Annotated in this window: 12 protein-coding genes; 4 read left to right on the forward strand and 8 right to left on the reverse strand. The window is 61.2% G+C overall.

Annotated features, from left to right (window positions below):
• Nucleotides 1-318 precede the first annotated feature (318 nt).
• The gene (dnaE, locus tag RlegSU303_RS07225; RefSeq protein ID WP_017959954.1) at nt 319-3816 is read left to right on the forward strand and encodes a DNA polymerase III subunit alpha; all 3498 of its coding nucleotides are present in this window, start codon (nt 319-321) and stop codon (nt 3814-3816) included.
• Here dnaE and RlegSU303_RS07230 read toward each other — a convergent pair whose 3' ends face one another.
• Both RlegSU303_RS07230 and RlegSU303_RS07235 read right to left on the reverse strand, forming a co-directional pair.
• Nucleotides 3817-5073, reverse strand: a complete 1257-nt coding sequence (locus RlegSU303_RS07230) for a L,D-transpeptidase family protein (protein WP_017959955.1) — start codon at nt 5071-5073, stop codon at nt 3817-3819.
• 193 nt (nt 5074-5266) lie between these two features.
• A complete protein-coding gene (locus tag RlegSU303_RS07235; RefSeq protein WP_017959956.1) occupies nt 5267-6559 on the reverse strand; it encodes a DNA polymerase IV in 1293 nt (430 codons plus the stop codon).
• 76 nt (nt 6560-6635) lie between these two features.
• Here RlegSU303_RS07235 and RlegSU303_RS07240 point away from each other — a divergent pair, with 76 nt between their 5' ends.
• Complete coding sequence (locus RlegSU303_RS07240) at nt 6636-7223, forward strand: GNAT family N-acetyltransferase (RefSeq protein ID WP_043294471.1); 588 nt, start codon at nt 6636-6638, stop codon at nt 7221-7223.
• Here the strand turns inward: RlegSU303_RS07240 and RlegSU303_RS07245 are convergent.
• Both RlegSU303_RS07245 and RlegSU303_RS07250 read right to left on the reverse strand, forming a co-directional pair.
• On the reverse strand, nt 7198-7872 hold the full coding sequence (locus RlegSU303_RS07245; protein ID WP_017959958.1) for a hypothetical protein: 675 nt from the start codon (nt 7870-7872) through the stop codon (nt 7198-7200). The genes RlegSU303_RS07240 and RlegSU303_RS07245 overlap by 26 nt on opposite strands.
• A gap of 2 nt (nt 7873-7874) precedes the next feature.
• Nucleotides 7875-8183, reverse strand: coding sequence for a DUF3572 domain-containing protein (locus RlegSU303_RS07250; protein WP_017959959.1), 309 nt, complete (start codon nt 8181-8183; stop codon nt 7875-7877).
• 132 nt (nt 8184-8315) lie between these two features.
• On the opposite strand from RlegSU303_RS07250, the gene RlegSU303_RS07255 reads away from it, so the two are divergent.
• Together RlegSU303_RS07255 and RlegSU303_RS07260 are read left to right on the forward strand one after the other, a co-directional pair.
• The gene (locus tag RlegSU303_RS07255) at nt 8316-8687 is read left to right on the forward strand and encodes a response regulator (protein ID WP_003547430.1); all 372 of its coding nucleotides are present in this window, start codon (nt 8316-8318) and stop codon (nt 8685-8687) included.
• An 18-nt stretch (nt 8688-8705) separates the two neighbouring features.
• Nucleotides 8706-10079, forward strand: a complete 1374-nt coding sequence (locus tag RlegSU303_RS07260) for a PleD family two-component system response regulator (protein ID WP_011651390.1) — start codon at nt 8706-8708, stop codon at nt 10077-10079.
• A gap of 746 nt (nt 10080-10825) precedes the next feature.
• On the opposite strand, the gene rpmG is transcribed toward RlegSU303_RS07260, so the two are convergent.
• The 4 genes from rpmG to rnr all read right to left on the reverse strand — a co-directional run bounded on the left by rpmG (nt 10826) and on the right by rnr (nt 15466).
• Entirely contained in the window at nt 10826-10993 is a 168-nt protein-coding gene (rpmG, locus tag RlegSU303_RS07265; RefSeq protein ID WP_003547442.1) for a 50S ribosomal protein L33, read from the reverse strand.
• 92 nt (nt 10994-11085) lie between these two features.
• Nucleotides 11086-12270, reverse strand: coding sequence for an MFS transporter (locus tag RlegSU303_RS07270; protein WP_168279915.1), 1185 nt, complete (start codon nt 12268-12270; stop codon nt 11086-11088).
• Nucleotides 12271-12523: 253 nt separating this feature from the next.
• Nucleotides 12524-12976 carry a DUF983 domain-containing protein gene (locus tag RlegSU303_RS07275; RefSeq protein WP_168279914.1) on the reverse strand — a complete coding sequence of 151 codons (453 nt, stop codon included), beginning with the start codon at nt 12974-12976 and terminating at the stop codon, nt 12524-12526.
• A 123-nt stretch (nt 12977-13099) separates the two neighbouring features.
• A complete protein-coding gene (gene rnr / locus RlegSU303_RS07280) occupies nt 13100-15466 on the reverse strand; it encodes a ribonuclease R (protein WP_168279913.1) in 2367 nt (788 codons plus the stop codon).

Consider the following 15466-nt stretch of genomic DNA (forward strand, 5'->3'; position numbering starts at 1 on the left):
GATTCGTCGCCTATTTCCTGGGATTTTCGAACACAAGAAAGAAGGAAAAGATTCCTGTTGACAACAGAACATACATGGAACAAATTGAAAACATAACGAGTAAAGGAGAGCCCGATGACTGACATGATCCGTGATATCGCAGCATTCACCTCCATCGCAATGTTCGTTGCCAGCTTCTCGCTCATCGTGATTGCGCTCTAAACTTTTCAGGGGATCGCATGGTAGTCATGCGGTCCGGACGCGGGACTTCTTCTGGACATCATCGCCCTCTATGCCGACAATGCGTCCGATTCATTCGGGTGATTGGGAAGGCATGTCATGGCGGGTACAGCAAAGGGTTCAACGGGTGAGGCGACCGGCGGCACGCCAGGTTTCATCCACCTGAGGGTCCATTCCGCCTATTCGCTTCTCGAGGGCGCACTGCCGCTGAAGAAGATCCTCTACAAGGCGACCAGCGACAGCCAGCCGGCGATTGCGATTACCGACACCAACAATCTGTTCGTCGCCCTCGAATTCTCCCAGAAGGCGATGGAAGACGGCCTGCAGCCGATCATCGGCTGCCAGGTCTCGATCGATATGGGAGACGGGTTGGAAACGGAAAAGCGCGGCGGCCAGCAGGCCCTGGTCAAGCTGCCGTCGATCGTTCTTCTTGCCGCGACGGATGCCGGTTACGAACGCCTGGTCGATCTCGTCAGCCGGGCCTATCTTGGCGGCGAGAGCAACCAGGCTGTTCATATCAGCGCCTCCTGGCTGGAGGAGGCAGGCACGGAAGGACTGATCGCATTGAGCGGCGCCTTGACCGGGCCGGTTGACGTGGCGATCAAGGAAGGCCATCCCGCTCAGGCGGAAGTCCGGCTGCTCACGCTGAAGCGTCTCTTCGGCGACAGGCTCTATGTCGAGCTGCAACGGCACGGCACTTACGACAAGCGGCACGAGCAGAAGATTATCGGGCTCGCCTACGCCCACGACCTGCCGCTGGTTGCGACCAACGAGGCCTTCTTTCCCACACGCGACGATTACGACGCCCATGATGCGCTGATGGCGGTCGCGCACAACGCCATCGTCTCCGACGACAGCCGCTTTCGCCTGACGCCGGATCACTATCTGAAGAGCCGGGCCGAGATGGTCAAGCTTTTCGCCGACCTGCCGGAAGCACTGGAAAATACGATCGAGATTGCCACGCGCTGCTCCTTCGCGCTGAAGACGCGAAAGCCGATCCTGCCACGCTTCACCGGTGCGACCGACGATGCCGAGGAGGCCGAACGCGCCGAGGCGAGCGAGCTGCGCCGCCAGGCGGTCGAAGGACTGGACATGCGGCTTGCAACGCTCGGCATGTCGCCGGGTTACGAGGAAAAGGATTATCGCGAACGGCTGGATTTCGAACTCAGCGTCATCGAGCGCATGCGTTTCCCCGGCTACTTCCTGATCGTTGCCGACTTCATCAAATGGGCCAAGCAGCATGACATTCCGGTCGGTCCCGGCCGCGGTTCGGGCGCCGGTTCGCTGGTCGCCTATGCATTGACGATCACCGACGTCGATCCCTTGCGTTTTTCGCTGCTCTTCGAGCGCTTCCTCAATCCGGAACGCGTCTCGATGCCCGACTTCGACATCGATTTCTGCCAGGACCGCCGCGAAGAGGTGATCCGCTACGTCCAGGCCAAGTATGGTCGCGAGCAGGTGGCGCAGATCATCACCTTCGGTTCGCTGCAAGCGCGCGCCGCCCTTCGCGACGTCGGCCGCGTGCTGGAAATGCCCTATGGCCAGGTCGACAAGATCTGCAAACTCGTGCCGAACAATCCCGCCAATCCGACGCCGCTGTCCAAGGCGATCGAGGAGGAGCCGAAGCTGCAGGAGGAGGCGGCGAAAGAACCGGTGGTCGCGCGCCTGCTCGACATCGCCCAGAAGATCGAGGGGCTTTACCGCCACGCCTCGACTCACGCCGCCGGTATCGTCATCGGCGACAGGCCGCTTTCTAAGCTGGTGCCGATGTATCGCGATCCGCGTTCGGACATGCCGGTCACCCAGTTCAACATGAAATGGGTGGAGCAGGCGGGCCTCGTCAAGTTCGACTTCCTTGGCCTGAAGACGCTGACCGTGCTGAAGGTCGCGGTCGATTTCGTCGCCAAGCTCGGCGTCAAGGTCGATCTCGCAGCCATTCCTCTCGACGATAAGAAGACCTACGAGATGCTGTCGCGCGGCGAGACGGTCGGCGTGTTCCAGGTGGAAAGTGCCGGCATGCGCAAGGCGTTGATCGGCATGAAGCCGGACTGCATCGAGGACATCATCGCGCTGGTGGCGCTCTACCGTCCCGGCCCGATGGAGAACATCCCGACCTACAATGCCCGCAAGCACGGCGACGAAGAGCTGGAATCGATCCATCCGATGATCGACCACCTGCTCAAGGAAACACAAGGCGTCATCGTCTATCAGGAACAGGTGATGCAGATCGCCCAGGTGCTGTCTGGCTATTCGCTGGGCGAAGCCGACCTTCTGCGCCGCGCCATGGGTAAGAAGATCAAGGCCGAGATGGACCAGCAGCGCGAACGTTTCGTCGTTGGCGCTGTCAAGAATGGTGTATCGAAGCCGCAGGCCGACAATATCTTCGAACTGCTGGCGAAGTTCGCCAATTACGGCTTCAACAAGTCGCATGCCGCCGCCTATGCCATCGTCTCCTACCAGACGGCCTATATGAAGGCGCATTACCCGGTCGAATTCCTTGCCGCCTCAATGACGCTCGACATGTCCAACACGGAAAAGGTCAATGATTTCCGTCAGGATGCCAAGCGCCTCGGCATCGAGGTGATCGCACCCTCGGTGCAGACCTCCTTCCGCCATTTTGAGACCGGCGACAACCGCATCTATTACGCGCTCGCCGCCCTCAAGGGTGTCGGCGAATCCGCCGTCGACCATATCGTCGAGGTGCGCGGCGACCAGCCCTTTGCCAGCATTGAGGATTTCTGCCTGCGCATCGATCCGCGTCAGGTCAATCGTCGCGTGCTTGAAAGCCTGATCTATGCCGGCGCCTTCGATTGTTTCGACATGGACCGCGCCCAGCTGGCAGCCGGCCTCGACCGAGTTCTCGGTTATGCCCAACGCGCCCAGGAGAACAAGCTGAGCGGCCAGTCGGACATTTTCGGCAGTACGCTGACGTCGGGGCCCGAGAAGATCTCCCTGCCGCCGTTCTCCCCCTGGCTCCCCTCCGAGCGACTGCTCAAGGAATTCCAGGTGCTGGGCTTTTATCTGACAGCCCACCCGCTCGATTCCTACAACAACATCCTGCAGAAGATGCGGGTGCAGACCTTTGCCGAATTTTCCGCCGCCATCAAACAGGGCGCGGCCAATGCGCGCCTTGCTGGTACCGTCATCTCGAAGCAGGAGCGCAAGACTCGCACCGGCAACAAGATGGGCATCATCGTCTTTTCGGATTCTTCAGGCCAGTTCGAAGCGGTGCTGTTTTCGGAAATGCTGAACCAGTATCGCGATGTGCTCGAGTCGGGAAAATCTTTCGTGCTGACCGCGACGGGCGAGGAGCGGCCGGAGGGCATCGGCCTGCGCATCCAGACGATCCAGTCGCTGGAGGAAAAGTCGCTGCAGATGCAGAAGGCGCTGCGCGTCTATGTCCGCGATTCCGGACCGCTGAGGATGGTCGCCGGCCATCTGAACGCCAAGGGTGACGGCCTCGTCTCCTTCATCGTCATCAAGGAGGATGGCAAACGCGAGGTGGAAGTGGCGCTGTCGGAGAAATACCGCATCACGCCGGAGATTGCCGCCGCCCTTCGCGCCGCCCCCGGCGTCGTAGACGTCGAGCTTGTCTGATCATCCGCGGGTGATGGTGATGAAATCCGTGCCTTCGCCGGTCTCCCGGCCGAGGCCGGTATCGGAGATCGTCAGCGTCGAGCCCGGCGCGATGAGGGCGTCGATCTTGCGGCGGGTCTCGTCGGGGATGGTAATCCGGCTGAGCGAACGGGCGATCGGTTTGCCTGTGATGATCGAGCTTTCCTGATTGGTGATGCCGAGCCGCTTCATCGTTTCGCGGGAGAGATTGTTCTCAAGCGTGATGCTGAGCCAGTCCGCCGTGCCGGCCTTTGCATCGACGGCATGCAACGTGAAGAAATGCGTGCCAAGCGCCAGTCCCGGATCGGCGATCGTCACCGGCGCTTCGAAGAGGGGCTTGAAAGCCTGCCGCACCATGATGACGCCGTTCGGCGGCTCGCCCTTGCCTGCCGCGGCATAGACTTCCCTGAGGAGCGTGTCTGAGACCAGGTTCCTGTCGGCGGCGAATTCCGTCGGCCGCAATGTCTTGAAAGCCTTGATCGCCTGCACGGTCGACGGACCGAGCAAGCCGTCCGGATTGCCGGCGGAAAAGCCGAGCTGGTTTAGCAGGGTCTGGATGCCGATCACCGTCTCGCGCAGTGTCCGTCGCGTAACGAGCATGCTGATCGGCTCGGACGGCGGCTCGGGTTCGGGCGCTGCAATCGGCGGCACGGCCGGCATCGGCATCGCAGCCGTGTCGTTCATCGCCACCTGTACCGGCTCCCCGAGGCCGTCGGGCATGGAGGGCCGCAACTCGACATCCGAAAGCAGCGGCATCGCCGCCGGTGCATCCGGATGGAAAAGCGTCGGATGGTCGATCGGTTGCGGCGCCAGTTCACCGTCGCTGATAATGACGGGGACACCGCGGTCGGTCATCCCATAGAGCATTTTTGCGAAGGTGCCGGGCATGCGCACGCAGCCATGCGAGGCCGGATAACGCGGCACCGAATTGGATTCGTGCAGCGCGATGCCGGACCAGGTCAGCCGTTGCATGAACGGCATGGGGGCGTTGGAATAGAGATTGGATTCGTGGTATTTCTGCTTTTCCAGCACCGAAAATATGCCGCTCGGCGTCGTGTGGCCGTCCTTGCCGGTCGAGACCTTCGAGGTCGCGACGACCTCGGTGCCATCATAGACCGCAAGCGACTGCTTGTCCTTCGAGACGATGATCTGCAGCGTGCGCGCATCCGCGGCAAGAGCGGGGTGCACGAGTGCGGTGGCCGACAGCAAGCCGAGGCCGAAGACGAGACGCGAGAACATGATACCCAACCATACGCAATACTTGCCCGGCACATTATGGGACGAAGTTTAACGAAGATTTTATAGGCTGGATCACCCGCAGGTTTCACGCGTTAGAGCGCCGCTCGTCTTCAGACGCGCTAAGGACGCTCTATCACTTTGAATCTGCGCATAATCCTTTCCGAAAATCGATTCCGATTTTCGGGGTTATGCGCTAGTGATCGCGCTTGCCGTTGCCGAAGGTGTAGCCGGTCTCGACCGTCTTATTGCCGAACTTGTCGCGCAGCTTGTCCATCGCCGCTTCGGCAGCCGCTCGCCGCCCTGATTGCTGGTCGATGAGATCGGGCGGATCGGCGCGGCCGGCATCGCCGAGATCGGTGACGCCGATGCCGAGCAGGCGGAACTTCGTACCGTCAGTCTCTTTTTCGAGAAGCTCGAGCCCGGTGCGGAAGATCCTGTCGGCAAGCTGGGTCGGGTCTTCGAGCTTGCGGTTGCGGGTGCGCGATTTGAAATCGGCGGTCTTCATCTTCAAGACCACGGTCTGGCCGGCAATGCCGTTTTTCTTCAGCCGCCAGGAGACCTTCTCGGAGAGGTTGCGCAGGATCGGCACAAGATCATCGTAACGCGAGATGTCATCGAAGAAAGTTGTCTCGGACGAAACGCTCTTGGCCGCATCATTGAGATGCACTTCGCGGTCGTCGACGCCGCGCGACAGCCGTGCGAGCCGCTGGCCGATGCTGCCGTAGCGGCGCATCAGGTCGTTTTCCTCCATCTGCTGCAACTGGCTGATGGTGCGGATGCCGTCCGCTTCCAGCGTCGCCGCAAAGGCCTTGCCGACGCCCCAGATCGTGGTGACGGGACGCGGTGCCAGGAACTCGACCGCTTCCTCTCGGCCGATGACCGAAAAGCCGCGCGGCTTCTGCAGATCGGAGGCGACCTTGGCGAGAAATTTGCAATAGGAAAGCCCGACCGAAACGGTGATGCCGATCTCTCTTTCGATGCGACGGGCAAATTTGGCCAGCGTGCGCGCCGGCGGATCGTGATGCAGCCTCTCGGTGCCGCCGAGCTCCAGGAAGGCCTCATCGATCGATAGCGGCTGCACCAGCGGCGTCAGATCCTGCATCATGGCGCGCACCTGCCGTCCGACCCGGACATATTTCTCCATGTCGGGGCGGATGACGATCGCTTGAGGGCATGCCTCCAGCGCCTTGAACATCGGCATGGCCGAACGCACGCCGTGAATACGGGCGATATAGCAGGCGGTGGAAACCACGCCGCGTTTGCCGCCGCCGATAATGACAGGCTTGTCGGCAAGCTCGGGATTGTCGCGTTTCTCGACGGCTGCGTAAAAGGCGTCGCAATCGATATGGGCGAGCGTCAGCGCGTAGAGTTCGCGATGGCGCACGAGGCGCGGGCTGCCGCAGGAAACGCAACGGCGCGCCTCGCCCTTCTGCTCAGCAAGGCAGTCGCGACAGAAGCCGGGTGTCTTGTCAGGCGCAGGCGTCATGATGAGAACAAAGATTGAACGGCCGGAGATTACGCCTTAAGCTTCCGAGTCTCAAGAGAGGCCGGGAGCTTTGCCTTTGGATAACGATCTTCGTTTCGAGCCGGTAACGCCAGAACGCTGGGACGATTTCGAAGTCGTGTTCGGGCCGCAGGGTGGCTTCTATAACTGCTGGTGCGTCGCGTTGCGCCTGCCGCATGCGGTGAGGACCAAGATGGCTGCCGACGAACGCAAGGCGCATATGCGGGAGCGGATCAAGGCGGGTCCGCCGCCTGGCATCCTCTGTTATGCCGACGGCGCGCCGGTCGCCTGGGTGCAGGTCGGGCCGCGCCACGACGTGCCGCAGTTCAATTCGCCGCGCACCGTCTCGCGGCCGCTCGATGAGGGCGATGCGCATGATCCATCCGTCTGGGCCGTCAGTTGCTTCTTCCTGCTGCCCAAACTGCGCGGCAAGGGAATGAGCCACCGTCTGCTCGCCGGCGCGATCGACCATGCGCGGTGCCAGGGAGCGCGGCTGCTCGAAGCCTGTCCGATCGATCATGTGAAGCAGTCGAAATCCGTGACGCTCTGCATCGGCTCGACGGCGATCTTCGATGCCGCCGGTTTCGAGACGATAGCTTGGCGCAAGGACGGCCGTCCGCTCATGCGGCTGGAACTGCGTGCGTGAAGGTGCCGGAAAGAAAATGCGCCTCGATCAGTTCGGCCGCATGCATCCAGTCGGTGGCGCGGGTGATGTCGTCAGCGGCGGGCGGTGCGAAACGATGGACGGGCGAGTTCGGCATCAGATGAATCAGCAGGCAATCAGCGACGTGATCCCTGACGGAATGCAGATTGCGCGCCATATCATCGATGAAGACGACGGGAAGGGAGCGGCTGGCATGCAGTGCGTGAACGATCGGCCCTTTGGGCTGCTCGGTGGCAAGCAGCGGAAAGAGCAGGCCCATCCTGTCGAGCAGGCGACGGCGCTGGTTCTGGAACCGCGGCTGCATGGCTGTCAGGAAAAGGACATCGGCCTCTTCCGAAAGCCGTTCGAGCGTTTCGACGACGCGGTCGAGCGGCGTCTGCCACAGCTCTTGCGCCTCGAAGAATTCCTCGATCAGCCGGCTGACCTCTTGATCCTCGATCTCCACGCCGTCGGCTTGCGAGACGATGTTGCCGTGCAGCCGGAACGATCGCGGCAGAAACGCGTGGCCCTGGCTCTGAAGGAAAAGCTGGAAGGGATCGATGAACTGAAGCACGACGTCGTCGACGTCGCAGACGATCAACGGCCGTTCGCCGAGGCGGATATGCGAGATGTCGAGTTCCCCGGCGGTCACGATCAGTATTCTCCGGAATCGAGGCCCGGCGAAGAGAAATGCCGCCAGGCCGCCGTCACTGTCTCCGGGCTGATCCCGCTCGCCGCGCAGAAGGCCATCGCCGTCGGTTCGTGGTTCATCAGGAAATCCATCAAGCCGGCGAGGAATCCGGGATCGTCGACGGCGTTGCGCACCTGGCCGGGCGCCACCCCTGTCAGGGCGAGGAAGCGGCCGAACATGTCGGGATCATCGGCAAGCCAGCCGAGCACGGCGATCGCTGTCTCGTGCGGGTCGGCGGCCTGTTGTTTCGAAGTCTTGAAGTTGCTTTGCATTTCGCTGGGTAAGTTACCTTTTCTTCAACCAAATACCGGTAGCGTGCGCTATCGGTTTCACGCAGCTTTTGTCCGCATGTGCCTTTGTCATGGGACGAACCGCTGCGCGAACGGACGTAGGGACAGCTTGTCATGCCCAAACAGGTGATGATTGTAGAAGATAACGAGCTTAACATGAAGCTCTTTCGCGACCTCATCGAGGCGTCCGGTTATACGACGATCCAGACCAGAAACGGTATGGAGGCGCTCGATCTGGCGCGCAAGCATCGCCCCGATCTCATCCTGATGGATATTCAGCTTCCCGAAGTCTCCGGCCTCGAAGTCACGAAATGGCTGAAGGAAGACGACGAGCTGCACGTGATTCCCGTCATCGCCGTTACGGCTTTCGCGATGAAGGGCGACGAGGAGCGGATCCGCCAGGGCGGCTGCGAGGCCTATGTTTCCAAGCCGATCTCGGTTCCGAAATTCATCGAGACGATCAAGACCTATCTGGGCGATGCCTGACGCATCGGAAAGACGCTGATGACTGCGCGAATACTGGTGGTTGACGATATTCCGGCCAACGTGAAGCTGCTCGAAGCGCGGCTGCTTGCGGAGTATTTCGACGTGATGACCGCAGCCGACGGTTACACGGCACTGGCGATCTGCGAGCGCAACCAGGTCGATCTCATCCTGCTCGACATCATGATGCCCGGCATAGACGGTTTTGAGGTCTGCGAGCGGCTGAAGGCCAGCCAGAAGACCGCCCATATTCCAGTCGTCATGGTCACCGCGCTCGACCAGCCGACCGATCGCGTACGCGGCCTGAAGGCCGGCGCTGACGATTTTCTCACCAAGCCGGTCAACGATCTGCAGCTGATTTCCCGGGTGAAGAGCCTGCTGCGGCTGAAGACGTTGAGCGATGAGTTGCGTATCCGCGCCGACACCGCCCATACGATGGGCATCGATGACCTCACACGGGCAGGCGAGGGCCGCGCCGACGAGACCGCTCAGGTCCTGCTCGTCGACGGCCGCGCCAATTCGCAGGAGCGCATCATCAAGGCGCTGAAGCCCGTCGCCGACGTGCTTGCCCTCTCCGATCCGCAGGCCGCCCTCTTCGAGGCGGCCGAAAGCGCGTTCGATCTCGTCATCGTCAACGCCAACTTCGACGACTACGATCCGCTTCGCCTCTGCTCGCAGCTGCGCTCGTTGGAGCGCACCCGCTTCTTGCCGATCCTGATCATCACCGAGCAGGGCGCTGACGAAATGGTCGTGCGCGCGCTCGATCTCGGCGTCAACGACTACATCATCCGTCCGGTCGATCCCAACGAACTGGTTGCCCGCAGCCTGACGCAGATCCGCCGCAAGCGCTATAACGACCGCCTGCGCGCCAGCGTCAAGCAGACGATCGAGCTTGCCGTGACCGATCCGCTGACCGGCCTTTATAACCGGCGCTATCTCGACAATCACCTGAACGTGCTCTTCAACCGTTCGATGGCGCGGGGCCGGCCGCTTTCGGTGCTGATCACCGATATCGACCGCTTCAAGCATGTGAACGACACCTACGGCCATGACGGCGGCGACGAGGTGCTGCGGGAATTTTCAAATCGCGTCCGGTCGACCATCCGCGGTGCCGATCTCGCCTGCCGCTACGGCGGAGAGGAATTCGTTGTCGTAATGCCCGACACCTCGCCGGAAATTGCCGCCGCCGTCGCCGAGCGCCTGCGTGCGGCGATCGAAAACGCTCCCTTCATGCTGAAACACGCCGGAGAAGCACTGAACGTCACTGCTTCCTTCGGCATCGCCTCGCGCATTACGTCGGTGCTGACCCCGGACCAGCTGATGAAACAGGCGGATCTGGCCCTTTACGAGGCCAAGAATACCGGCCGCAACCGTGTGGTCGCCGCAGCCGCCTGACGAATCACTTGCCGCCATACGCGCCATTTGCGGGTTTTCCACTGCGGTAAGCGAACTGTTACCGATTTTTAATCTTCGCCTGTGCACTGCGGGGCGAAAAAATTGCGGCCCAATAGCCCAAAAATGGATTTGCCGCGTTACCGCGGATGTGTTGCCGCGCGATAGTCTTGAGAGCGTCAGGCCGTAGCTCAATATGAAATGAAGACTATAAAAAACGCCTAGCGCCGACAGGGTCAAATAGATTGCGGCGGCGTCACCTCACGTAAGGGGAGGGGTGGCGTATGTTATTAAGTTATATTGTCGAATTTCTTGGAAAGAGCAGGTGCTACGCTTCGATCCAAAGCAGAGGCGACAAATCTTTGTATGTCCCAAATCTGGACTTTTAACCATAGAATCAAGATGAGAAAATTCATCATTAAGAATTTGTTGATTTTCTTTCATTTTTGCGCAAATTATCGCTCATAAGAGAAGCGCTCCCGTTGAGGAGTTGTCGATACCCCATGATGCTCAGGTCCGCCGCATCTCCTGGGTCGTGGGGTCGGTCGGCTAGTAGGCAAGTTATAGCGGTTCCTCGTGCCGTTTTGCATGCTGGCCGACCCCCTTTCACGAAAACGCCGCCACTTCCCGAAGATGGAAGGGCGGCGTTTTGTCTGTTTGCGCTATCATCGTGAAAACCACAAAGCCGGACAATAAAAAACGCGCAACCCGAAGGCGCGCGCTTTTTTGAAATCCCTCAGGCCAAGTGATTACTTGATCTTGGTTTCCTTGAACTCGACATGCTTTTTCGCAACCGGGTCGTACTTCGTCTTCGTCATCTTGTCCGTCATCGTGCGGCTGTTCTTCGTCGTGACGTAGAAGAAACCGGTGTCGGCCGTCGACAGCAGCTTGATCTTGATTGTTGTAGCCTTGGCCATGGTCGTCCTGCCTTTAAGAAAATGAAAGCCGTGGAAGCCGGATGGGCTCCACGGCAAATTCTGGCGCGAAACTACGAATCCCGCCCGAAAAGTCAAGCCCGTTTTCGAATGAACATCAGTCTGATGCCGGAAAGTAGCGCGTAAAGACCGAAGAAAGCGGCAATCGCCCAGGCAAAACCGTTATTTCCAGCGACATCGATCGCTGCGCCGATCGCCTGCGGCCCGGCCACGGTTCCCATCGCATAACAGAAGACAAAGGCGGCATTGGCCGCTGCAAGATCGGAGCCCGTCAACCGCGAGCCGAGATGGCTGAGGCCGACCGTATAGAGGCCTGAGACGCAGCCGCCCCAGAAAAGCAGGAGGCCGGCCATCAGCAGCCAGTTGTTGAGCAACAGTGGCAACATCATCGAGCCGATGAAGCCCATCAGCGCCATGCCGGCCAGAAGCGGCCGCTTGTCGGCGATGCGGTCGGAAAGCAGGCCGAGCGGGATCTGAAAGATGACGTTGCCGACGCCCATCATGGTGAGCAGCAGTGCGGCCTGCGATTCGGTGAAATGGGCGCGCACGGCAAAGATCGGAAAAAGCGACAGCCCACCGGCTTCGACCGCGCCGAAGATGAAGACTGCTGCCGTCGCAGTCGGCACCAGGAAAACGTAGCGCATGAAATGCAGCTCCGGTTTTTCCTCGAGCACCGGGCTTTCGTCGCGGGCGATGTAGATCGGGATGGCGGCAAGCAGGATGGCGCCGGCGCCGATCAGGAAGGGGAAGATGCCGTCACTGCCGAGGATCGAAAACAGCAGCGGTCCGGCCGCGAAGCCAAGAGAAAGCACCGTCGCGTAGATGCCGAGCACGAAGCCGCGCTTGGAAGGCGGCGAAGCGGCGTTGATCCAGAATTCGGAGAGGATGAACAGCGTCGTCGTCGCGCCATGGAAGGCGAAACGTAGCGGAAACCACATCCAGAAATCCTGGGCGTAATAGAAACCCAGCGCGCTCAGCGCCGAAATCAGCACGGCCCAGATCATTGTCGGCGCAACGCCGTATTTATGGGCAAGCTTGGTGGTGATCGGTGCGGCGGCCATCGCCGCGACCCCAGCCATCGCCGTGTTGAGCCCGATCAGGGTGGACGAGATGCCGCGTTTTTCGAGGATAATGCTGAGGAGGGGCAGACCGAGGCCGATTGCTATGCCAACGGCTGATATGGACGAGATGGCTGCCACCAGAGAAGGCCAATGGATTTCTTCGACATCGCCCGATGTGCCGGTTCTCGGCTGAGACATTTATCCATCCTTAGAGAGGTGCGCGAACGAATCGGCCGACCCGTCAGATAGATAGACACGGACGTGCCAAATCCAGGTGACGGATGCCGCTTCGCAGTATTTCCGATGTGAGTGACCATCTGCGGAATGTAAAGCCCGTTCGGGCAAGAAATGCTTACCATGTCAGGTCTTGAGGATCGTTGGCTCCCGCATTTGGGTGGTGGTCGGTGGAGGGCTGGCACTACACGTTAAATATGTCTGGAAGGTGAAGGCGCTAATTCGGCCGGCCGGGGATGTCATAATCGTCCGGACCGTCACTCTCGCCACCGAAGCCGTGCATGCGCAGCGCCCATTGCAGGCCGATGACCCCGCCCTTGATCGGCTGGATCGAGGCAAGCGCGGTGATGACGGTGATCGGCGCCCAGATGGCGAGATGCACCCAGACCGGCAGCACGAAAGTCAGCTCGGTCAGCATATAACCGCCGACCACAACGTGGCCGAGGACGAGGATGACGATATAGGGCGGCAGGTCGTCGGCGCGTTGGTGATGCATCGCCTCGCCGCAGGCCGCGCAATGATCGACCGGCTTCAGGAAGGCACGAAAGAGCTTGCCGTTGCCGCAGGCCGGGCATCGGTTCATCAGCCCGCGCATGATGGAGCGCCCAAGCGGACGCTCGATCTCGGGCGTATCGCCGTAGCGGACGGCCGGATCGGTCGGTGTGCTCATCGCATGTTCCTCTTCGGATCTAAAACATGTCGCGCGAAACTGTGCAGCGGTTTTGCGATAACGACACGCGTAAAAACAAGGACCTAAAGCGCGGGGAGCCAATCTGAACGATTGCGACGCGCTTTAGTGCCGTCCGCGCGGCGGCCTCGTTCCGGGCTTCTTGCGAACCAAGCCCCTGTCGCGGCGCCCCGCCTTGTGGAAGGAGCGCATCGCCGCCGGCATTTCGCGGCCCTCGCTGATCATCTCGAAACGCAACGCGCCGGCAAGCGGGATCGCTTCGGCAAGCTTCACGGTGACGCTGTCACCCAGGCGATAGCCGAGCCCTGTTCGTTCACCCGAGAGTGCCTGATGCGCCTCGTCATAGATGAAATAATCGCTGCCGAGCGTAGATATAGGAACGAAACCGTCGGCGCCATAGTCCGGCAGGGCGATAAAAAGCCCCGATTTCGTCACGCCCGAAACCCGCCCGGCAAATTCCTCGCCGACGCGGCCGCTGAGGTGATGCGCGATCAGCCGGTCGACGGTTTCGCGCTCGGCTGCCATGGCCCGGCGCTCGAAGGTCGAGATTTCGGCGGCGATATCGTCGAGCGCTGCCTCTTCTTCGGGCGTGATGCCGCCTTCGCCGAAGCCGAGCGAGCCGACGAGGGCGCGATGCACGATGAGGTCGGCATAACGGCGGATCGGCGAGGTGAAGTGGGCGTACTTCATCAGGTTGAGGCCGAAATGGCCGATATTCTCCGGTCCGTAGATCGCCTGGCTCTGCGACCGCAGCACCATCTCGCTCACCATGGTCTGATGCGGCGTGCCGTCCGCCTTCGCCAGAATGCCGTTGAAGTTGTTGGCGCGCATGTTGCCGCCCTTGGCAAGCGAGATGCCGAGCGTGGCCAGGAACTCGCGCAGGATCTCCTGCTTGGCAAGCGTCGGGCCGTCATGGATGCGGTAGATCAGCGGCTGACGCTTCTTTTCGAGCGTCTCGGCGGCGCAGACGTTCGCCTGGATCATCATCTCTTCGATCAGCTTATGCGCATCGAGCCGTGGCGGCACGACGACCCGATCGACCGTGCCGTCGGGCTTCAGGAGGATCTTGCGCTCCGGCATATCGAGTTCCAGCGGCTGGCGCCGGTCGCGTCCGCGCTTCATCACCTCATAGGCGTGCCAGAGCGGTTTCAGGATCGGCTCGAGCATCGGTCCGGTCTGATCGTCCGGTTTCCCGTCGATGGCCGCCTGCGCCTGCTGGTAGGAGAGCTTGGCGGCACTCTTCATCATGATGCGATGGAAAGTATGGCCGATCTTGCGGCCTTCCCCGGAAAAGCTCATGCGCACGGCAAGCGCCGGGCGGTCGACACCTTCTTTCAGCGAGCAGAGATCGTTGGAGATGCGCTCCGGCAGCATCGGCACGACACGATCCGGGAAATAGACCGAATTGCCGCGCTTCAGCGCCTCGCGGTCGAGCGGCGAATTGGGTCGGATATACCAGGAGACGTCGGCGATCGCGACGGTGACGAGGACGCCGCCGGGATTGTCGGGCGAGGGATCGGGCTCGGCATAAACGGCATCGTCATGGTCCTTGGCGTCAGCGGGGTCGATGGTGATCAGCGGCACGTCGCGCCAATCCTCGCGATGTGACATGCTGGCGGGCCTTGCGGCCTCCGCCTCGGCGATGACGGCCGGCGGGAAGACATGCGGGATGCCGTGCGCATGGATCGCGATCATCGAGATCGCCTTTTCCGAACCGACGGAACCGACGACGGAAAGCACCTTGGCGCGCGGCAGGCCGAAACGGCCGAGACGGGCGATTTCGACTTCGACCAGGTCACCGTCCGTGGCGCCGCCGGTGAAGTCGGGATCGATCACCATCTCCTCGCCGCGCCGTTCGATCGGCAGCAGCCGGCCGCCGCCGCCGGCTGCTATGCGGAAAACGCCCATCGAGGCGCCGCGGCGCCTGTCGATCACTTTGATGATCCGCGCCGTATAGGCCGGCCCGCCGCGATCGACAGCCGGGAAGATCTTCGCCAGGATGCGGTCGCCGAGCCCGGCGACGGGTGCCTTGCCCTTGCCCTGGCGGCCTGCGGGCGATTGCTGGCGGATGGAAACGGCGGGTGCTGCGCCCTGATCCTCCGGCCATTCCGCCGGCCGGCCGATCAGATCGCCGTCCTTGTCGCGCGTGGTGATATCGAGAACGGTGACAGGCGGCAGCGCACCGGGACGGATCAGCGACTTGCGGTTCTTCTGCAGCATGCCTTCCTGTTCGAGCTCCTGCAGCATGTGCTTGAGCTCGACGCGGCTATCGCCCTTCAGGCCGAAAGCCTTGGCGAGTTCACGCTTGGACGCTTTCTGCGGATGATCGGCGATGAAGCGCAGGATCACCTCGCGCGAGGGCAGCGCGCCGTGGACGATGTTCAGCGGCTCGACGGCGGGAGCATCCTTGCGGCCGATCTTGCCCGGACGCTTGCCCGCAGGGTTCGTTCTCTCGCGCGGTATCCTGCTCAC

The organism is Rhizobium sp. SU303 (assembly GCF_021052345.1).
Classification (GTDB): Bacteria; Pseudomonadota; Alphaproteobacteria; order Rhizobiales; family Rhizobiaceae; genus Rhizobium; species Rhizobium laguerreae.

Bases quoted from the DNA above. Each gene is read 5' to 3' on its own strand.
- dnaE (WP_017959954.1), top strand. From the start codon at position 319: ATGGCGGGTACAGCAAAGGGTTCAACGGGTGAGGCGACCGGCGGCACG.
- RlegSU303_RS07230 (WP_017959955.1), bottom strand. From the start codon at position 5,073: ATGTTCTCGCGTCTCGTCTTCGGCCTCGGCTTGCTGTCGGCCACCGCA.
- RlegSU303_RS07235 (WP_017959956.1), bottom strand. From the start codon at position 6,559: ATGACGCCTGCGCCTGACAAGACACCCGGCTTCTGTCGCGACTGCCTT.
- RlegSU303_RS07250 (WP_017959959.1), bottom strand. From the start codon at position 8,183: ATGCAAAGCAACTTCAAGACTTCGAAACAACAGGCCGCCGACCCGCAC.
- RlegSU303_RS07255 (WP_003547430.1), top strand. From the start codon at position 8,316: ATGCCCAAACAGGTGATGATTGTAGAAGATAACGAGCTTAACATGAAG.
- RlegSU303_RS07260 (WP_011651390.1), top strand. From the start codon at position 8,706: ATGACTGCGCGAATACTGGTGGTTGACGATATTCCGGCCAACGTGAAG.
- rpmG (WP_003547442.1), bottom strand. From the start codon at position 10,993: ATGGCCAAGGCTACAACAATCAAGATCAAGCTGCTGTCGACGGCCGAC.
- RlegSU303_RS07270 (WP_168279915.1), bottom strand. From the start codon at position 12,270: ATGTCTCAGCCGAGAACCGGCACATCGGGCGATGTCGAAGAAATCCAT.
- RlegSU303_RS07275 (WP_168279914.1), bottom strand. From the start codon at position 12,976: ATGAGCACACCGACCGATCCGGCCGTCCGCTACGGCGATACGCCCGAG.